This is a genomic window from Chitinophaga sp. 10T418, from assembly GCF_056394125.1.
Genome location: NZ_JBFTHG010000005.1, coordinates 686,622 through 709,433 on the forward strand (window position 1 = coordinate 686,622; position 22,812 = coordinate 709,433).

Sequence of the window (22,812 nt, forward strand, 5' to 3'; positions counted from 1 at the left end):
GCGTGATCATGATTTCATTAAACGCTGCAGATTGCGTAAGCGGACATGTTCCCTCGCCGTTTCCTGTCCATTTAATTTATGCGAGGTATGGGAGGTGGCTACATCTCCCATTTGCTGATGGGGACGCCGTAATATATTGTTCAGGACAAAGATCAGGTCTTCCGCCAGCGAAGCCACGGTAGATTCTCTGAATATATCCTTGTTGTATTCAAAGTAGCATTCAAGATGTTGCTGCAATAGCACTGCCTTTAAGCAAATATCACTTTTCACCGATCGATGGCCGGTATCCAGTTCCGACAACTGTGTACCATCTTCCAGTTGAAGCGATGCAACATCAAACAGCGAATCAATATTGTAAAAATGGAATCCTACATCGAAAAGTGGATTGCGGCTGCGGTCCACCGGAACATTGATGTCGGTTACAATACTATCAAAAGGATACAGTTGCCGCACATATGCTTCCTTCGCAACATGCTTCACTGTTGACAACAACTGTTCAAAGGTGTTTTCGTTGTTAAACCTGACCAGCAGCGGAAGCGTGTTGACGAAAAAGCCAACCATATCCTCCCATTCCCTTTTCTCCCTTCCGGCCACGGTAATACCCACTACTATTTCCTGCTGCCCGGTACGGATATAAAGAAGCATATAGAATGCAGCAAGCAATATATCAGAAACCGTTGCTTCGTACTGCAAACTCATTTCCCGGAGTTGTGCCACCATATCCTGATCAACGGCAAACGCATACATCGCAGCATTAAATGTTTGTTTCGAAGGGCGGGGGAAATCTGCAGGTAGCTGCAGCGGCGCCACCGGCTTGCTGAACTGATCTTTCCAGTACCTGCTGTACCCTTCCTGGTGCTGCGAAAGATGTTCACTCAGCCAGGCAACATAGTCCCTGTATTGCAGCGTAGTCAAAGGCAACAGCGGGTCTGTTTTCTTTAAGCCCGCATTATATAATGATATTATTTCTTTAAACATGATCTCCATCGACCAGCCATCACATACAATATGATGCATAATAAAAGACAGCACATGTTCATCATTGCCGGTACGGTAAAGGCTAAACCGGAGCAACGGTCCCGTTTTCAGGTCGAAAGGCACCGCGCTTTCTTCCAGTAATATTTTCGTCAGCGCTGCCTCCGGATTATCAGATGATCTTAGCTCTATCGCATCCAGACGGAAGTTAAAATATGCTGCCGGCTTTATTTCCTGTTTCAGTTCTCCGTCAACAAAGGCAAAAGTGGTACGGGCACTTTCATGCCTGTTGATCACTTCCAATAATGCGTTGTGTAGTATACTGGTGTTGAGTGGTCCCTTTAGCCGGTAGGCCACCGGAATATTGTATACATCGCCTGCTTCCTGCTGTTGATGTTGCAGCCATAATCTGAGCTGCCCGTTTGATACATCATAGTATTGTTGTTCCCCGGTTCTGGCAACTGTCGCTGCATTTTCTTCCGACAATGTTAGTATTAATTCCGCCTGTTGCTGAATAGTAGGATGACTAAAAATATCCGTAATTTTCAGCGCTGCACCCAATTCAACGGAGATGCGGGAAGCCAGTTGAACAGCCCGCAGCGAGTGGCCTCCTACCTGGAAAAAAGAAATGTCCCTGCTCATCTTGTTCATCCCCAGTATGCCGGTCCATATTTTTTCAAGCGCTACTTCGGTATCGTTAACAGGTGCCTTAAACTCCAGGTCGTTCATCAAAAACCCTTTATTGAGGGTTAACGAACGCCGGTCTATTTTCCCATTGGAAGTAAGTGGAAATTCCTTCATCTGAATAAGATATCCAGGGAGAATATTCCTGTTCAGCAATGTTTCAAGATGGGCTCTCAATTCGTCTCTGCCAACGTTTGCGCCGGTATAGTAACAGATGATCTCCTGTTGATTATCACTGTTCTTATGTGCTTTAACGACTGCTTGCTCAATACCCTCTTTTTTTAATACGGCCTGCTCTATTTCACTTAACTCTACTCTTACCCCGTTTACCTTTATCATATCATCAAGGCGCCCAAGTACTTCTATCCGTTTATCTTTCAGGTAGCGTCCCTGATCTCCGGTCTTATACACAATATCCTCTCTGTCCGCCACCAGCGGATTCTGAACAAACACCTGCTTTGTCAGTGATTCATTACCGTAATAGCCTTTTGATACAAATGGTGTTTTAATGTAGATTTCTCCGATTTCCCCCGGCCGGCAGATGTTTTTCCCGTTTAATATTACGACAGAAGTATTGTCAATAGGTTTGCCCACAGGTAATATAGTGGCGGTGTCACCACTTACTTCCCCTATCCGTTCAAACACTTTTATCAGCGTTGTTTCCGTAGCACCGTACAGGTTAACCAACGCCGTGTTTTCTCCCGCCAGCCCTCGCCACTGCAATACATCACGTGCATAAAGCACCTCACCTGCCAGCAAAATGTATTTAAGATCCGGGAAATCATACCCTATACCACTGGTTTTCTGCATTTCCTTTGTAATCGCTCTGAACAGGGAAGGAACACAATGTATCAGGCTTATTTTTTCAGATCTGATCCACTGAATCAGTTCATGTAGTTGCTGCCTTGTTGCTTCCGGCGGAATACAAAGCATTCCTCCCGAACAAAGCGGCGTGAGTATATCCCTCAGGGAAGCATCGAAGGTGATCTGCGTAAKCTGGCTCACCCTGTGGCTGCTGTCGATACCAAATTCCTTTATTTCCCAATGAATGAAATGACTCAGGCTTTCCTGTTTTCMGAGTATGGCTTTAGGATGACCCGATGACCCGGATGTATAGAATATATAGTTACCGTCTTCTCCGCTGGAAATCAGTTCAGGATTATCGGTACGCAGCATTCCTGTATCAATCACCATCTGGTGATATTCCTCGTTCCGGCGATGCTGTACTGTAAATCCATACGATTCATCCATCACCACCAGGTAGTCCACCCAGGCGCCTATCCTGTTCTGCAGCTCGTATACGCGTTTCTCGGCTTCCTGCTGAACGATCAGCACCGGCGGAAAAGAGCTATCAAATATCTGCCTGAATCTTACATCAGAAAAGTCGTTGGATAACGGAAGATATATAACGCCTGCCTTGAAAACTGCCAGCATAGACATTACCTGTTCGATACCAGGATCCATCAGTACACCGGTAATTTTATCTCCGTGCCAGGAAATACTTCTCAAGAAATGAGCGAGCCTGTTGGCAGCTATGTTCAACTCCCCATAAGTTATTTCGCTGGTACCTTTTCGGATACCAATATTATCAGGATATGTTTTGGCTCTTTCTTCGAAAACCGTATGTATTATTTTTTTGTCCATAGGTCGATGATTAAAAATAATAAGACAGCAGGCGCACCGCTATTGCATGAAAGCCCTCGCATCCACATCTGCGTCTGCATCAGCATGAAAACGGATATCAGACAACAGCACCTGGTCATTGCTGATCAATTGAGAGATCAGTTGGAACAGGTCTTCTTTCATTTCAATGATGGTTTCTTTTTTAAACAGGTCTGTATTGTACTCTATTACAATCGTTACCATTCCGTTTTTAAATACAAATCTGAACAGCAGATCAAATACGGCGGCAATTGTTTGTGGAGCTATTACTTCAACAGGGAATTTCGCCAATTGTAACAGGTCATTGTCTGCTTCCTCCATGACTACCATTACGTCGAACAACGGAGAGCGGCTGGGATTTCTTTCCAATCCAAGGTCGGCCACCAGCTTAACAAAAGGATATCCCTGGTGTACAAATGCTTCCAGCATCGCTTCCCTCATACTCAATAAAATATTTTTCAGGCTGTCGTTTCTGCTGCATCTTGTCCTGATGGCCAGTTTGTTTACATAATAACCTACCTGCTCCTCCAGATCGTAATGATCCCTGCCTGCCACCGGGGTTCCCAGCACAATATCTTCCTGCCCTGTGTACCGCATCAGCAAAGCATTTACAACACCCGACAACGTCATAAATACAGAACTTCTTATCCGGCGTCCTATGTTGACCAATGCCAGGGTATGAGCAGCATCCAGGTGCAGCATTTCCATGCTACCGGAAAAACTTTTCACTGCAGGACGGGGAAAGTCAGTGAGTAATTCCAGCACCGGCACATCCTCACCAAACTGATCGAGCCAGTAATCGCCGCTTTTATTCCAGGCACCGGCAGCAAACAGTTTGTTCTGCCATCCGGCATAATCTTTATAATGTATCCTTAACGGCGGTAAAGTGTACCCATCATCCTGCGTAATGGCATCATATGCGGTGACCATATCTTTGAACAACACGGCTGTTGACCATTGATCAGAGATAATATGATGAATTGTAAAGATGAAAACGAAGGAATCATCCACTGTCTGCAGCAGCCGCGCGCTCAGCAGCGGCCCTTTCTCCAGATCAAACGCCTGCAGCTGTTCCTTCATGATCAACGTTTCCAGATCCTGTACTACATTGTCACGTGTTCTCCAGTCTTCCGGATGCAAGGCAATGCCACTTTCAGCATATGAGTGTACCTTTTGCCATGGCTTATCATCCTTCGTAAAAAAGGTAGTTCTCAATATTTCATGTCGTTTCACCACCTCAATAAATGCGCGGCAGAACAACTCCGGATTAAAGTCTCTCCCGAATCTGTAAGCAGATGACATATTATGCGCGGAAGTCAGATTCTTTTCATACCGGTCCAATATCCAGAAATCCTGTTGTGCAAAAGACAGTTCATACGCATCTGCAACCGGTGCGGCTGGAATAACAGGGCTGTTTTCCTCCGGCAGGTGCGCAATATGCTGTTCCAGCTTACGGATAGTGGGATAGGCAAATACTGACCGTAAGTCCGGTTTTTTATTCAGCCTGTAATGTATTCTGGTAACAACAGCTGTTGCATTCAGCGAATGTCCGCCAAGGTCAAAAAAGTTGTCATCAGGATGCACGGGGCCACAACGAAGCACTTCATCCCAGATCATCGCCAGCTTCTGTTGCTGCCTGCTAACCGGTTCATTGTTTATAACAGCCACCACTGATGCACTTTCCTGTTCCTGGATTAATAACGCAGTGTCCACCTTTCCATTTGGCGTAAGAGGGAAAGTGTCGAGACATACCAGCCTCGAAGGCAGCATATAATCCGGCAGGTAAACGGCGAGATAATTTTTCAACGCCGCAGCATTATACTCTTCACCCCCACGGAATTCCTGCTTTAATATGTAAAAAGCCAACAGCACATATTCCCCCTGACTGTTTTTGTCCGTCAGTACAATCGCTTCTTTTACTGCTTCATGTTTTAACAGTAATATTTCTGTCTCAGCCGGCTCAATACGGTGGCCTCTGATCTTTATCTGTTTATCTTTTCTGCCCGTGAAGATGATATTGCCGTCATCCAACCAGTAACCAATATCCCCCGAACGATATACCGGTATTTCCCGGCCATGAATAGGTATGTTAACAAATCTTTCTTTGGTCATTGACAAAAGACGGAGATAACCGGGAGCCAGATTATCCCCTCCGATGTATATCTCTCCCGGTACGCCAACAGGCACCTGCTGTACGTCCGCATCAAGAATATGTATATCTGAATTGAAAATCGGCTTGCCTATTGGTGGCCTCAGCATCAGGTCCGGACGCGCCGGATCTGCCAGATAGGCTGTAACTACATGGCTTTCTGATGGCCCGTAAAAATTGTGCAGATGAATATGCGGATACTTTTTCAACACACTCTTTAATCCTGCGCCTACCAGCAATTGTTCACCAGTGGAAATAATATGTTTTACCTGCTCAAACCCATTGTCATCTACCTGACTGAAGAACTGACTCAGCACTGAAAACGGGAAAGAAATAATCTCAATACCCTGCTGCGTAATATAATCCTTCAACATGGGGAAGTTCAACCGCATATTTTCCGGGATAAGGAAAATTTTTCCTCCGGAAGAAAGGCTGAAAAAAACATCGTGATAGGATGCATCGAAACTGAAAGAGGCGTATTGCAGCAGCGATAGCCCCCATCCCAACTGCGAGCCATAAAGGTCCCACAGCGTGAGATTGAACATCATGCGGAATGTTTGTAATACTCCTTTGGGATTACCGGTTGAACCGGAAGTATATACGATATAACAAAGATCTTCAGGTACAAAAGGTACCACCGGTTCAGTGGCATCATAACCTGCCAGCTCCACCTCACCAATATCAATCACGGTGCCCGTATAACCTGCCGCTTTTCCGGCAAGACCAGCTTCCGTGAGAAGCAGCTTAGGCGCGGCATCCTGTATGATATAGGCTACTCTGGCCTCCGGAAGTGTATGGTCAATATTTACGAAGCAGGCGCCTGCTTTGGATATAGCCAATAACGTGATGACTGACTTCTCCGAACGATCAAGCATAATGCCGATTATATCCGGTGCTTTTACCGACCAGGTATGTATCAGGTAGTGCGACAACCGGTTAACGGCATCATTCAGCTCCCGGAAGGAAAACTGTTTTTCCCTACAGACCAACGCTATCGCATCCGGCGTTTTATTTACCTGATCCGTCAGAAGTGTCAACAACGTGTGTCCCTCCGGATATTGGAAGTATGTATTATTAAAAGCCCGGAGCATTTCCTGCTCCTGCAGACTGATATAAGAAAGATTACGTATAGGGGTAGTACCACCCGTAAGCACCACGGAGATCAATTGTTGGAAATTATCGCCCATCCGCTTTATTCTCGCGGCAGTAAACAGGTTGGTATTATATTCAATAGTAACGGATAACTTTTCGGCGGACTGTGTAAAGATAAAAGTCAGATCAAATTGGGTTACGGATACAGGTACCGGATATTTCTCTATCAATAATCCATCAGGAGCATGGATCACTCCACCGGCTTCTTCTTCCTGTAGAAAAACCATCATCACATCAAACAGCGGTGCCCTCCCCTGGTTATATTGTACTGGCACTTCTTCCAGCAGGCGTCCGAAGGAATAATCACGATGCATCAGTCCGTTCACCACGATTTCTTTAACGACAGTCAGTAGCTGTCCGAAAGAATGATCTTTGTCGATCTGACATCTGAGAGGAAGCATATTTATATACAGCCCGATCTGGTCCGCTAACTGATGATGGCTTCGTTCATCCACCGGCGTTCCGATTACCATATCCTGCTGGCCGGTATATTTGTGAAGCAACGTTACCAATGCTGATAACAGGGTAACGAAGAGTGTAGTATCGTTTTTATGTGCCTGCCGTTTTAAGGAACTATATTGGCCATCTGTGAGGACAAAATGCAGACTGTCTCCGTTAAATGTTTTTGTAGCCGGTCTGGGAAAATCTGTCGGCAATTCCAGCACCGGAACGCCTTTCTCAAACTGGCGCATCCAGTATGTTTTTGCGTCCTGCCACGCAACAGTAAGATCTGCTTTGTTTTTCCAGGTGGTAAAATCCCGGTACTGCAACTGCATTGGCGGCAACGGATCAGCAATATTATTCTTACCCGCCTCATAAAAGGTAAGCAGTTCCCGGATGAAAATTTTCATAGACCATGCATCCGAAATAATATGATGCATCGATAACAACAAGACGTATTTTCCCTTAGTCCGCTGTAGTAGTTTTGCCCTCAGCAATGGTCCTGCTTCCAGGTCGAAAGGCGTTTTTGTTTCCTTCTCCATGATCTCCTGGATCGCCTTTTCACCGTCGGGAGCATTGCTGAGATCCTTATATTCCAGGCCACTTACCTGTTGTAATATTTTTTGTACCAGGCGTCCGTTTATCTGAACAAAAACGGTACGCAAACTTTCATGCCGACCTGTTATCAACTGCAGGCTTCTTTCCAGCACCTGTTTATCAAGCGCACCACTGATATCGAGCCTCCAGGTCATATTTGATCCCAGGTATCCTTTCTCAAACTGATCTATTACCCATAGGCGTTGCTGCGCCGCTGATACGTCGTAATAATCATTGTCTGGCACATGCAGTATTCCGTCCTCTTCTGCCTGATCATTACCCTGGATAAGGCTCGCCATTTCTGTCAGAACCGGCTGCAGGAATATATCCTTAAATTCCAGTCTGACACCAAATACCGCCAGAATGCCGGCAGCTAGCCGCATCGCCTTGAGGGAATCTCCTCCCAGCATAAAGAAGTTATCGTACAATGCAGGAAGCGGGCATCCCAACACTTCTCTCCATATCTCCGCAAGTTGTTGTTCCGTTGCAGACAAAGGCATAGCAAATGATGCATCGCGATCTGTCTGTACATTGTCTGTAGCCGGCATGGCGTTCCTGTCAATTTTTCCATTGGCGGTTACAGGGAAAGCGCTCATTGGAACTACAACAGCAGGCATTTCGTAGTAAGGCAATATATGCTGAAGACAGCGGAGCAGATCCGCCGGTTTGTTTTCGTGGGTAAAAATAACATAAGCCGCAAGGAACTTCTCCCCGCTCTGATTTTCACGTGCCAGCACTACGGCATCTTTTACGTTATGCTGCCGGCATATGGCCGTTTCCACTTCTGCAAGTTCCACACGATATCCCCTGATCTTTACCTGCGTATCGCTTCTTCCCAGGAACTGTATCGTACCATTGTCCTGCCATCTTCCTATATCTCCTGTTTTGAACAACAAAGCGCCGGCATAAAATGGATGCTTAATAAAACGGAGCATATTTTCTTCAGCATTTACATATCCTCTTGCCAGCCCGGCACCACCGAGATAAATTTCTCCGGGCATGCCGGCTGGTACAGGCTGCAGCCGATCGTCCAGGAGATATACTTCCCGGTTCACCACTGGCCGGCCAATACTGTATACATCTCCTATTTCATTTATTTTTCCATAAGTAGCACAGATAGTACATTCTGTAGGTCCATATGTGTTATAGATTTCCAGCGCCGGGAAATCAAGAATATGACTAATATAGGAGGGTTTTAATTCATCGCCTCCGCTGATGATTACCCTGAGCCCTTCCAGCCGCCGGCTTTCCTTGTTCAGTTCATTGATCACCAACGGCGTTGTGGACAACACCGTTGCTTTGTGATCTTTTATTGCTGTAAAGATTCCTTCTATATCCCGGCCGCCGTTTTTCAATATGGTCACCGATGATCCGCTGCATATTGCCGGGAAAATTTCTTCAATAGAAGTATCAAAAGACAGGGAAGCCTGCTGAATCACATTATCTTCCGGAGCAAGGGAAAAATAGGCAGCAAATGTCTGCACATAATCCATCATCGCATGATGTGTGATCATCACACCTTTGGGCTGACCTGTTGATCCGGAGGTATACATAATATACGCCAGATCATCCGGCGTATTCCAATGTGGAAGATTACGGGTTTCCTCTTCTATATCATTCCCATACACTTCATTCAGCAGGATTATCTCCAGGTTGGTTGTCTTTCCGGCGTAAGCAGCAGCATCACTGACAACGATCGCCTTTACATTGGCATCTGCTGCCATAAACGCTATTCTTTCAGCGGGTAGATCCGGGTCCATCGGCACATAAGCTGCTCCGGACTTCAGCACTGCCAGCAAAGCCACTATCATTTGCTCATTACGAGGCAACAGCAACCCTATTCTGTCTTCCCGGGAGATATTCAGCCGCTGCCGGAGATATCGTGCCAACCTGTTACTTTGCCGATTCAATACATCATAGGAAAGTTGTTCTCCTTCAAATATAATGGCAGGGCGATCGCCAAATGCAACCGCCGCTGTTTCAAAAAACTGCTGAACACATGCGTAGGGAGGGGCCCCAACAACAGGCCCACGGGACATATCCAGCATGCGGGCTGCTTCTTCCGCCTCCAGTATATTCACCTGCCCTACCGGTAATGCAGGCGCATCTATCATCTCTTCGATCAACTTTACAAACCGGTTACCCATGGTGGTTATAAATCCGTCTGTAAACAACCCTGAATTATAGCGGATACTCAATTGCAGAGAATGATTTTTTTCCCGGAACTCCAGCTCCAGATCCACCATACTGGAATAAACAGTTGTTTTTACCGGGCTGATTTTCAGATCTGCATAACTGTGTTCGAAAGAAAAACCATGTTCAAAATTCTGGAATAATACCAGCACGTCAAAAAGTGAAGGAAACCCTATATGCGGTTTTATGCCCGGCTCTTCTGCCAGGTATTCAAAAGGATATTCGCTATGCTCAAAAGCACCGAGTACGCTATGTTTTACTTTATCTGTCAGTTTTTCAAAAGAATCTTCACTATCGGAAGCCGTTCTCAATATGACCGTATTGATATACAAACCGATATTATCCAGCAGATCCTCATGTGTTCTTCCGGAAACATCGGTGCCGAAAAGCATATCTTTTCGCCCGGTATATTTTCTGAACAACACATGCAATGCAGCAATCAGTGTTATAAACAAGGAAACATTTTTCTGATGACTGTAGGTATATATTTTCTCTGTCAAAGACGGAGACAACCCAAATAATATGGACCGGCCGCAATATGTTGGCGGTTGTGCAGCAGGTGTACCAGAGAGCCTGAGCAACGGAGGCGCTGCCTGCAGCACATTTCTCCAGTATGATTTTTGTATCTCTGCTACGGGTAACTGCATTCTCTGCTGCTGCCATGCGCAAAAATCCCTGTACTGGCTCCTAACTTCATTCAATTCAGGTGGAAGTCCGGAATGATAACAGTCATATAGTGAGAGAAATTCTTTTCTGAAAATCCCCATCGACCACCCATCACAAACCATATGATGAATGATAAACAGGAAAACATACCGGTCAGCTCCCATCCTTAAAAGAACACCACGGAGCAAGGGGCCGCCCGCCAGGTCAAATGCTTGCTGTACCTGCCATTTTATTTCTTCCTGCAATGCTTCTTCTTTTGAAACAGTCAGTTGAAGATCCCGTTCAATAAGTGCAAACCTGACTTCTCCAGCTGCATGTATTTTTTGCAACAACCCCTCAGGAGTCATGTGAAAAGTAGTCCGTAAACTTTCATGTCGGTCGATGATGGTATCAAAAGCTTTTGTGAGCGCATTCCTGTCGGGTGTACCAATCATCTCATCGGCATTATACAGATGCAGGAAACCCTGGTTTTCCGGCAACTGCTGCATAAACCAGAACTTCTTCTGGAGTGCCGCGGTTTCATAAAAGGCCTGATCATCCACATGCGGCAGCGGCAGTAAATCCGGAACACCGTTTGCCTGTATCGCAACTGCCAAACCGGCTACAGTTGGATATTCAAAGAGATCACTTAAACTTACACGCAGATGAAGCGCCTTTTGCAGACGAAGCACCAGCAGGTTGGCCTTTAAACTGTTAAGGCCGTACTCAAACAGGTTATCCGTTACCAGAAGTGTATGATCCGGAAATAAAGCCTGTGCCAGCGGCAATATCCGGTCTTCCGTAGCAGCACCTTCATCGATGTCTGTATTATCATGCACCTGTAATGCAGCTATTTCACTCAACAGCGCATCATATGTTCCACTTTCATATTCTTCTACAAATTTATGATGCTGTATTTTTCCGCTGGTGGTCTTGAATATTTTTCTGACAGGGATAATTTTACCGGCATCAATTCCCAACTGGTGAAGCAGTTTTGCGCGGACCTTATCTATCAACGGCAACAGGTCAGGCAACGCATCTTTATACAACAGGAAAATGAGCAGCTCATCCCTGCTCTCTGTGGCATGTCTCAGGCTGCAGGCTACCACTTTGCCAGGGTCAATTTCTTCAATTTCCTGCACTACCCTTTCTATATCCTGCGGGTAATAATTTTGCCCGTTGATGATAATGATATTTTTGATCCTGCCTGTAACAACCAGTCTGCCGTTGTTCATAAAACCCAGGTCACCCGTTTTCAGCCATCCGTCCGAAGTAAATACAGCCGTTGTTGCGGGCTGATTATGATAATATCCGCTGGTTACATTGGCGCCTTTGATCTGAATTTCACCAATCACGTTATCTGCTGCATCTCTTTCCTTTTCATGGCGGATTCTTACACGACAGGCATCAATAGGTTTTCCTACTTCTACAAACGTAACTGCATCGGCTTCTGCTGCCTGCCTTACTTTGTCGCCTGCCCTCAGCGAGGTTCTGTCAAGAAAATATCCTTTCACCGGATCGCCGGGATCTGGCAATGTCACTGCCACAGAAGCTTCTGCCAACCCGTATCCGGGGTATATAGCGGTTGACTTCAGTCCATACTTTTCCAGGGAAGCACTGAATTCATCGCAGATACCAAGCAAAATTGGTTCTGCTCCGTTGTAAATAAGCCGTACTGCCGACAGGTCCCAGTTGTATCGTTCCTGTTTATTCATCGCCTGTAGCAGGTACTGGTAGCCGAAGTTTGGCGAATACAACAGAGATATCCTATGCTGATGAGCTTTTTCAAGCCATAACAAAGGTCTGCGTATAAATAAACTAACCGGCATGATATACTGATCAATACCTGCTCTTACACCTGTAAGATGCGCACAGATCATTCCCATATCATGTGTCAGCGGCATCCAGCTCAGCAAACGATCCGAGGTGGTGATACCTGAGCGACTCATTATATCGGTGGTATTCGCAACAAGATTATCGTGCGTTAACGTCACCCCCTTAGGAGTACCAGTTGACCCGGAGGAGAATTGAATATAGGCAAGATCACTGCCGGTGATGGCAGGGAGTTCCGGTATCACATTCACTGCTTCCAACTCTTTGAATGGGATGGACTTCTGCTGAATTTCCAGCAGACATTCGCCTTTGTGCTCACTGGCAGACAAAACCTTTACCAGTCTTTCCATGCCGGTATCATGTACCAGCAGCGGATTGGTCAGTGTTTCCCATACCTGCGACAGCTTAATGTAATGCTCATCTGCAGTACCCACTGACAATGGAACAGGAACCGCCTTTATGAGCAGGCTTGCCCAGAAAAGCGTTAACAGGGATTTGTTATCAGCAACCAGGAAAACAATTTCGTCGCCCGGAACCACACCACGCTCCTGCAGCGCACCGGCCAGCCTGAATGCCGCCTTATGTACATCAGCATAGGATAGAAAATCTTCCGCAGAAGAACTATCAATGAACATGATTCCCCTACCCGGCACTGATGCCGCCTGCACTAATAGCTGAACCAAGGTATCCATGAAAAGATCAGTTTATTTATTTTAAACGGATGCCGGTATGCTGTGTCGCCACATGCCGGATGCCACCCCATTTTGCGAGAGAAGCGATGATTGCTTTAACATTCTTGCTCAGAAAACCATAATTGATATTCTCCAATACATCTTTCGGCGTATCCAGATAGATATCCCTTGTTTCCCCCCCATCACCGATGAAAATTGCTTTATATCCTGCCTGCCAGAAACTCCCGTGATCGCCGGAACTCATCGTGGGCGTTAACGTTCCATTACCAGGTGTGGTGAGTGTAATACAATTGAGTGTGGAAACATAATCAGTGGCATTGTGCTGAAAGTCGGCGGCCAGGTAATTGGAACTATCATTCGTTATACTTACCAGAAAATTTCCTTTAGCACCGCCGTCCTTGATTTGCTTGCATGCATCAGGAAAGAGGACATCAAATCCTTCCGGGATAATCTGACTGCCAGGATCATCAGAGTAAAAGCCGATCATGTCCAGGTTAATAACTCCTGCCAGCTGTTCGTGGGATTGAAGTATGCCGTTTACATAAGTACGACTCCCGATACATCCGTTTTCTTCCATATCAAATGCGATGAACCTGATGTTATGGGTAAACTGGTATTTAGACAACACATTCAACACCTCCAGCATTCCGGCAACGCCTGAACCATTATCATCTGCAGCCGGACTACCGGGAGCCCCGTCATAATGGGCGCAGAGTACATAGGTATGCGCCTGGCTATCTAATCCCTGTTGATCCCCCAGAATATTATAGCCCTTTATGCTGTCAGGTGTCAATAGCGGTTGTGTTTTCAGCGAAAGCCCGCTGCCAAGAAATCTTGCCTTGAGCAGGGCCCTTACCTGGTCCAGATGCGATCTGCCTGCCACACTATGCATATCGCGCATGCCGTAGATGGCCTGAAGGTCATTCTTCAAATGCTGCGTATCCACCTGATTAACGAGGTGAGATATATCTACTGTCTGCAGGTCATCAGCCACCAATGTGATTGTATATTGTCCGATCTCCCCGCCGGGAAAACGAAATTTCCACCATACACGTTTGTCTTTTCCCTTGCGAACAGGGTATCCTATATCTCCCCTGATATCACCCACATCTACCTGTATCTTTTCTCCAGAACTGTTGGTAACTATACAGGTCACTTTCAACGAGTCATTATCTTCATCGGACACGGAATAATGTATGCTGACGGTATGTGATGCGGTATCTGCAACAGCAGTAATATTATTCAGTACAGGCAACCTGTTCTGGGCTACTATATTTGCGTTCAGCAATAGTAACAGGCATAGGACGGACATCGTCCGGAGACTTATGCACACTTTGACTTTCATATGTGTAAAGGTTCTAGCTGCGAAACAGGCGCAAGAGAGTGTCATCCTGTACGTGTATACAGGAAAATATGTTATTGGAAAAAAAGGTTAGTTTTCCTTCAGGTTTTTAAGTGGATTGACAAGGGCGGCCTTGACGGCTTTATACCCCACTGATGCCCAGGCGATAAACATTGAGATGACTATTGCAAGTACAAACAATCCTATGCCCGGTGTTATGTGAAAAGCATAATTCTCTAGCCAGCGATGCATAAAATACCATGCGATCGGAACCGAGATGAAAAATGCAACCACGATGAGGATAGTGAATTCTTTGGAGAATAAAAATACGATGTGACTGGGAGATGCTCCCAACGCCTTACGAATGCCTACTTCCTTCGCACGTTGTACTACAACAAACGACACAAGGCTATACAATCCAAGGCAGGAAATAAATATGGCTACACAGGCAAAAATCTTATATAGCGTGGACAGTTGTTGTTCCTGTTTGTAATAGCTGGCAATACTTTCATCCAGGAAACGATATTCGTATACATAGTCCGGATATGTTTCTTTCCATGTCCGTTCTATTTTCGGTAGTACGTTGCTTAACTTAGAGGGATCCACTTTGATGTTTACGGTCTGATAAGTTTGTTTCCAGGTACCCAGAATTACCGGGTACAACTGGCTATGCAGAGAAGCTACGTTAAAATCCTTCACTACGCCGGAGATGGTTCCTGTCTTCCCTTCGCCGGGGATCTCCACGACGGCGCCTATGGCCTTTTGGGGATCACTGATGCCCACCTTCTTCAAAAAGGTTTCATTTACAACCAGATCTTTAACCGTATCGCTGGCGAAATAAAAACGCCCAGCCAGCAACTTGAGTCCGTAGGTTTGCGGATAATCTACATCCGCCCATTTTAAATTAACACCCAGGTTATTCTGTTGTACGTGATTAAATTTAATATCACTGTTCCAGTCATTGTTATCAACCGGACTGCCGTAGCTGAAGCTTACTTTTTGAACACCGGACATCTGTCTCAGCTGATTACCCAATACATCGATTCTTGAAATGCCTGCACTGTCGCCGGGAATACGGGTGATCACAATCGCCTCTTTGTTGAATCCCATAGGGCTGGACCTGAAATAGTCCATCTGCCCGATAATAATCAAAACGCAGATAATAAGCGCCTGTGATATAGTAAACTGTAACACCACCAAAACGCGCCGTAACACGTTGGCACCGCTGCTTTTGACGTTCACTTTATTCCTGATTGCTGCGATGGGTTTAAATCCGGACAAAACCACCGCCGGATAAAATCCTGCCAAAAAGGTAGTACCAATGATAATTGCTATCAGCATCAAAATTACTTCCGGTGCGGCGATAAAGTCATGCCCGATGGCGGTATCCAGTAAACGGTTGAGGAAAGGAACGGTAAGTTCGCAGACAATAACAGCGAACAGCGTGGCAAAGAACACCAGCATACCTGTTTCGCCCACAAACTGTATTAATAACTGTGCCCTGGAACTCCCCAGCACTTTGCGGACACCCACTTCTTTAGAGCGGTTAATTGCCTGTGCAGTGGCAAGGTTGACAAAATTAACGCAGGCAATCACCAATACAAACAGCCCGATCAGACTCAAAGCGAGGATAAGGTTTTTGCTGAAAGGATGATTATTGAATGTATTATACCTCGTGTCAAAATGCATATCTTTTAAAGGCAGCAGCAGCATTCCTTCATTGCGGTTCTCTATCGGTTTATATCGCTGTACGATATCATCCAGTCTTCTATTGAATTGATTTTCGGATATATTTTTATCCAAAGACACAAAACAATAGTGCTGTGCGAATACGCTGGTCCAATCTGTAAGACGGGGATTGATAGGGGTATTCCGCAGGGTGATGTAAGAGATGACCACTTTCAGCGGGAAATCAGTATTGGCGGGCGGATTGTCGAGAATACCGGAAACACGCAGCGTTAAAACATTGTCCAGTTTGAGGAGTCTGCCAACAGCAGACTGCCAGTTACCAAAGTATTTCTCTGCCACTGAACGGGTAAGCACCACCGTGTTGGGTTCCTTCAATGCRGATGCTTTATCTCCCGACAACCATTTGAAATCGAATAGTTCAAAGAATTCTGGTTCTGCGTACAGTATGCCACTTTCTTCTTTGAATTTCTGTGCAACCGATGCATCGTTCAGGTTGTTCAATATGTTAATCTGACCATTGCCTCCAAGGCTTAAAATAGAGGCCACCTTTACCATATCTCCATATTCCTGCCGGAGCGTAGGCCCCGTTGGGAATGAAACTCCGGACTCGTAGTTGAGGCCATTAGGTGTTTTAAACACCGATACTACCCTGTAGATATGATCTCTGTTGCTATGGAAATTATCGAAGCTGCTTACGAACCTGATCACAAGAAAAGTGAGCAAACAAACAGTTATGCCTACTGTGAGCCCAAAGATGTTGATGAGCGCATGTTCCTTATTGCCAAACAGGTTACGGAAGGTAATTCTAAGATAGTTTTTAACCATTACTTCAGCTATTTTATATCGTTTCGCAGGATAGATTAACCTTTATCGACTTGGAATTATATGCCAAAAAAGCAACAGACTGATAATAAACAACTTAAGCTTTTTCCCGAATGTCTGATTGTCCGGAAATGAACAGTAAGTGTTTGGTTTTGATACATCCGGCAAGCGGCCATTTATTCGTCTGCAAAATCAAATACAATGTCATCTTCCATTTGTGCCCGGACCTTGTTGCTACCGCTGATAGTGTTTATCAACGGCCCTTCTGTACCAGCAGCAATCGCCACTGTCAGCAATTTAAAGTTTTCCGCCAACAATTGAGCATCTTCACGGGTAAAATACAAGGAAGCATATTCCAGCCTGAACAAATAATTACGCTCCATTTCGTTTACTATCAGGGACAGCGGATACTTGGATGTAGTACTATCCAAAACTACAGGCGGAAAATCATTGCCTGTATAAGCATCATTGGCGACATTGTAATTCTGAAAGGCAAATAACGCACTGAACAGACTTTTAACCGGCGTTTCCCTGGATTTGTTCAGCTCATCCATAATACTGACCAGGTCATAGTGCTGGTGACTATTTGCCTCTACCAACAGTTTATGCAGCTCCGTAACAAAGCTGCTGAAGGACATATGAATATTTAACTGGTAGCGCACTGCCAGCGTTTTCACAAACATCCCCACCACATGCTCGATTTCATACTGGGATCTCCCGGACACCGCAAGGCCTACTGTAAGATCTTTCTGACCAGTTAACTGTGACAGATATACGAAAAAAACAGCATAGAGAACGGAAGACCTGGTAATGGTTTCTCCGCTACATTCCGCTGCAATTGCATCAATAATATGACGATCAATCTCAAAATCAATACTTCCCCCCTCGTAATTGACCTCTTTAATATGCTTACTGACGGAAGGCAGCGCCAACACAGGCAATTCACCTTCAAACATATTCAGCCAGAATTCCCTTGACCGGAGATATTCACTGGTAGTTGTAAACTGATGCTCCCACTCAGCATAATCTTTATACTGAAAAGCCGTGGCTGCCAGTTCCCTTCCCTGATACAACTGCATAAACTCATTGCCGAGAATGAATTCAGAAATGCCGTCGCAAATGATATGATGAATATCTATCAGCAGTATACGGGTGCCATTGCGCATCAATAATACTGATGCCCTGATGAGCGGAGGCTCACTCAGGTCAAATGGCCTGACGGCCGCTGAAATAGTTTGCTGTAAATCTCCTTCTTCCATCTCCGTTTCCAGCAGGGAAAAATCTACCTGCTCTGCTATCACCTGGCACAAATTCCCGTTTTCAATTTTAAAGCCGGTCCTTAAACTTTCGTGACGCGCAATAAGATGTTTCAAAACGGACTCAATTTTAAAGCGGTCATATACTCCTGCAATTTCCCATGCCATCGGCATATTATACACGGTGCTCGATTTGTCGAGCTGGCAACTGTAATATATTCTTTCCTGCGCCTGTGATAAGTTATAAAAAGCTGTTTCACTTGCCGGATTTATCCGGAATACATTATCACTGCAAACTTCCGCTATCAAAACTGCCTGTTTGCGGATGGTAAGATGACCAAACAGTTGGGCCAGTGTTATCCTTATAGTAAACCTGTTGTAAATACGTCCTATCAGCCGCATCATGCTTAACGAATTTCCTCCCTTGCTCTGAAAACTATCATCAATGGAAATAGGATAGTCTCCCAATAGCTCCTTCCAGATTTCGAGCAGTTGTTCCTGCAACTCATTCTCAGGGGCAATAATATTTCCCTCAGCAATCTGCCTGATCAGCGATTTATGATCAATTTTACCATTGCTCAGCAACGGGAATACACTTGTTTCTATAACTTTAGAGGGAATCATATATGACGGCAAATGCTTCTCCAGGTACATTCCAATCATTGGAAGAATGGAAAATCCGGCAGGTAGTTCCGGATCTCTGATAATAAAGGCTACCAGGGCATCCTCTCCATTATCTGCTGTAATTTTTGAGCATACTGCACTACTGACATACTTTGACATCAGCAGGGCATTTTCAATTTCTGAAAGCTCTACCCTGATACCTCTTAATTTAACCTGATTATCTCCCCGGCCCAGCAGATCTATCATCCCATTCGGCAATTTTCTCGCCTTATCTCCCGTTTTAAAAGCCATGGCTTGCAGGGATGCAGCCGGCAGCTTCACAAACAACTCTTTCGTTAGCTTTAAATTATTCAGATACCCTTTCGAAATATAATCCGAAACAATGTACAAATCACCTATTACCATTGTACCACAGGCCTTCAGCCCTTCGTTCACGATGATCAGTTCTGTATCACTGATAGGTTTTCCAATAGGTATCCTTTCACTTTGTGTATCGCTGAAATTGATTTCATAATAAGCTCTGATCATGGTTGTTTCCGTTGCACCGTAAAGATTGAACAGCTTTATGCGGCCTTCAAAAATTTCAAACCATGATTTCAGTTCTGCAGGTATAATTCTTTCTCCCGACAAAAACACGTATTCCAGGCTCCGGAAATGCTGTTGCGTCAAATCCCTGCGGTTAAAAATCCGGAAGATACTGGGCACACAATGAATCATCGTTATACGGTGCTCATCAATCCAGTCAACCATTTTCTCAGGTGTAAAAAAATCATCCCGTGCAGGTGGAATACATACCGTACCACCGGAAAGTAAAGGCACAAATACATCTCTCAGAAATGCATCAAAATATGGACTGATAAACTGACTGCATCTGGAAGTACTATCTATTCCAAAGGCAGTGATTTCCCATTGCAGGAATTGCAGCAAGCTGCTGTTCTTACCGATAATCCCTTTGGGCTGTCCCGTTGTTCCCGATGTAAAATAGATATAGAGGGAATCATCCTCCCGGTATTCGGGATATTGCAGATGTAAATCATCCGTTTCCGGCAGCTGCTCCAGAATATGTTCAAAACTGTAGCGTTTCAGGGTTGGCATTGCATTAAATGCCGTTTTCAATTCGTGTTTGCGACTTGAAATGACAAGCCGGCATTTCAGTTCACGGAGGATCGCAACAAGGCGCTTATCAGGCAGGGAAGCATCAATAGGTACAAAGACGCAGCCCGCATTGGCTACACCTGTGATACAGGTAACCAGGTCGGTTCTGTCATCTATCATGATACCGATGATACTTTCCCTTACTACTTCCTGTGACTGCAGAAATCGCGTTACCTTATTGGCAGCCGACAACAGTCCGGAATAGGAAACCAGTCTTCCGTTGTCCTCGATGGCTATACGCTGGCTATGCCTCTGCAGACTGGCAGTAAGCTCCTTTTGGAAAATCTTTTGCATGTTCCTTCCCTGTTTGTATTGATGCAAATACACTGATTAAATCCACTGTATTATGCAGGCATTAATTGTTCAGCAGGTAACGAAATGAGAATATTTCTCTGTAAGAGAGATACTCTCACCAACAGCTTCTTCTTTTCATTTACTTCCACCATCTCACAATTCAGTCCGGTTAAAGCGCCTTCACGGATAACCACCTTTTGTCCCGGCTGAAAATATTCCTGGGTGACTTCTACGCTGTTGGCTTGTGTGGTGACCAGTTTTAAGTCATTGACAATAGAATCGCTGACGCGTGAAATTTCCTTTTTTGTTTTTACATAAAATAAGGACCCGTCGGCATCGATTCCGCCGTAATAGCTCTCTAAATTTTTCAGGTGAATAAAAACATAAGAGGGGAAAAGTGGCTCTTCAACATATTTTTTCCTGTCGTGCCATGTCCGTAGCTTCCTGGTAAATGGCAAATAGGCTTCAATGTTCATTCTGGTTAACTGTAAAAAGACCTTTTTTTCATAACGTGGCTTCGTATAAATGAGGTACCATCCCGTTGGGAAATTTTTCATGGGCTAAGCATTTAGGACTAGAAAAGGATTCGGGTTTCGCCAAAGCAAAGCTACCGCTACAGTTAGTAACAATAACTACTACCGTTTAATAATACCAGATGAACCGCGAAAGGCATTGAACAACTACCGGGTAACACAACTCTTCTTAAAGTGTAACAGCAACATACTGGATAGGGCCTTTCATTTATCGTGACTACCAAGTTAATTTAACTTGATTAATTATTTATAGGTATTGCCGCAGTTATTATTACGGCTTTTACGATAAAACAGATCGGTTTTAACAGTAAACATCTATTCCGGCACTCCTTTATTGTTGTGCCTGGTTCCCTTGCTGCAGTGGGGCTTCAGTGGGATGCCTGGAAAAACGCACAATGGTAAGATGCTACAATATGCAGCGGTATATGGAAAGCTAAGGCAGTTTGGAAATCTGGCGAAGATGTAAGTATCCTAAACCTACTACTGCCTTTTTTAGTTCCTGGCTATGGAATAAGCTGATATCACTAGGAGCGGTATGCTGAAAATCACTTCCCTCCATAATACCAATCAATTCAAATGCTTTTCCATCATTACGGGGTATCAGTACGGAATCAACATCCGGAAAGGCAAATGGTGCCAGGCCCACAAACACACCCGCAATTTTTTGCTGATGGCTTTCCACCAGGTAACTGGAAATTTCATCCGCTCTGAGGTCTTCCGGCTTCAATGCCCTTAATCGCATCAGGCGCCGCACATCTTCTGCTTTAAGCGCAGGGCGCTTAAAATCCCCCTCGTATAGCTGACCATATTTCTGGTAATACGATTTTTTTAACTGATACATCACTTCATTCATATTGTATCCAATCTCCTGGTCGGTATATGCTATATGATATTCATTCGGCGGAATAAAACGGTGTTCGCCAAAGTAACGCCAGTCTGCATCAAATTTGTACTTCCCGTCTATTATATCAAAAGCCAATGCATCCGGTCGGGTATACTTTGTATGATAAGCCCCTGTATGTTCACCTACTCTTTCATTGTATATTTCCTTCACCGAAACAAAATGAAGCCACTCATCCCTGTCAGGGTGCAGGTATCTCAGGTTAATGGAGGCAAGGGGCAGGAAATATTTTCTATGCAATGCTATTTCATCATAAAAAACATCTTCATATTCCGGGAAGAGTTTTATATAGTCAGTCATTAAATTATCTATTTAATCTTACTCTTCGATAATGTATTCCTGTTGCGCTACGCCACCAACAATACCCATTCCGTTAATGATATTATTGAAAACAATTACCTTTTCTGACAACGGATCATCATTCTTTTCACGGGCCATAAACGCGGTGAACAGGTAGGTATAACTGCTATAGGTGAGTGTTGATATTTCTACGATGATTTTGTCCCAGGGATCATACCTGTATGTAAGGAAACTGAACCGGGGGTTGTGGCCATCGAACCAAACATCGTCTGTATAAAACTCCGTACGATCTTTGCTGCTGAACAGCCCATCCTTGGGATCACCTGATGCAAATTTATGCGGCCACTTAACGTAGTGCCCCTGATAATCTTTAGACAGACTGTAGATCCTGATACGGTAATAATTCTTTTCTCCCTTTTTATCGTGCAATTCCACTGTTACATTCCCTTTGATCAGGGAACCGGCGGCAATTTGCTTTACGGTGATTTCGCCCGTTGCTACCGCTTCCGGCACAAAGTCGCTGCCTTCTACTTCCGGAAAGCCAGGGATAGCAGCAACAATACGATATGTTGCCCCTGCCCTCGCGGTAACAGTGCTTTTATAGTAAGTATATATTCCTTTCACAACCGTATCCATGTTTTCTTTAAATACCCCATTTTCATACAGTTTTACAACCGCATTTTTTATTTCGGGAAATATCGACCCTTTTCCCATGTGGCCGGACATTGTTAAATGTGCCAGCATCAGACTGTCTTTACTCATCAGTAAATTAAGTACCGGCTTATTTGCTTCATCCGGTATGTCTATTGTTACTTTCTTTTTACAGCTGCATACAACCAGTATCAGCAATAGAAATAATGTTGATTTCATTTT

8 protein-coding genes are annotated in these 22,812 nt (G+C 44.8%); all 8 read right to left on the reverse strand.

Going from position 1 to position 22,812, the window contains the following annotated elements:
* Positions 1-6: 6 nt before the first annotated feature.
* The 8 genes from AC1DCV_RS18000 to AC1DCV_RS18035 all read right to left on the reverse strand — a co-directional run bounded on the left by AC1DCV_RS18000 (position 7) and on the right by AC1DCV_RS18035 (position 22,809).
* Positions 7-3,303 carry an amino acid adenylation domain-containing protein gene (locus tag AC1DCV_RS18000; protein WP_477024448.1) on the reverse strand — a complete coding sequence of 1,099 codons (3,297 nt, stop codon included), beginning with the start codon at positions 3,301-3,303 and terminating at the stop codon, positions 7-9.
* Between the two features lie 39 nt (positions 3,304-3,342).
* Entirely contained in the window at positions 3,343-13,023 is a 9,681-nt protein-coding gene (locus AC1DCV_RS18005) for an amino acid adenylation domain-containing protein (RefSeq protein ID WP_477024449.1), read from the reverse strand.
* Between the two features lie 16 nt (positions 13,024-13,039).
* Positions 13,040-14,368: a M28 family peptidase gene (locus tag AC1DCV_RS18010; protein WP_477024450.1), complete on the reverse strand. Its 1,329-nt coding sequence runs from the start codon at positions 14,366-14,368 to the stop codon at positions 13,040-13,042.
* An 87-nt stretch (positions 14,369-14,455) separates the two neighbouring features.
* Positions 14,456-16,879 (reverse strand): ABC transporter permease, encoded by a 2,424-nt coding sequence (locus tag AC1DCV_RS18015; RefSeq protein ID WP_477024451.1) that lies wholly within the window; start codon positions 16,877-16,879, stop codon positions 14,456-14,458.
* Between the two features lie 173 nt (positions 16,880-17,052).
* On the reverse strand, positions 17,053-20,205 hold the full coding sequence (locus tag AC1DCV_RS18020) for an amino acid adenylation domain-containing protein (protein ID WP_477024452.1): 3,153 nt from the start codon (positions 20,203-20,205) through the stop codon (positions 17,053-17,055).
* Between the two features lie 50 nt (positions 20,206-20,255).
* Positions 20,256-20,762, reverse strand: coding sequence for a UpxY family transcription antiterminator (locus AC1DCV_RS18025; RefSeq protein ID WP_477024453.1), 507 nt, complete (start codon positions 20,760-20,762; stop codon positions 20,256-20,258).
* Positions 20,763-21,171: 409 nt separating this feature from the next.
* Entirely contained in the window at positions 21,172-21,939 is a 768-nt protein-coding gene (locus AC1DCV_RS18030) for a hypothetical protein (protein WP_477024454.1), read from the reverse strand.
* An 18-nt stretch (positions 21,940-21,957) separates the two neighbouring features.
* Positions 21,958-22,809: a DUF4249 domain-containing protein gene (locus tag AC1DCV_RS18035; RefSeq protein ID WP_477024455.1), complete on the reverse strand. Its 852-nt coding sequence runs from the start codon at positions 22,807-22,809 to the stop codon at positions 21,958-21,960.
* Positions 22,810-22,812: the final 3 nt, after the last annotated feature.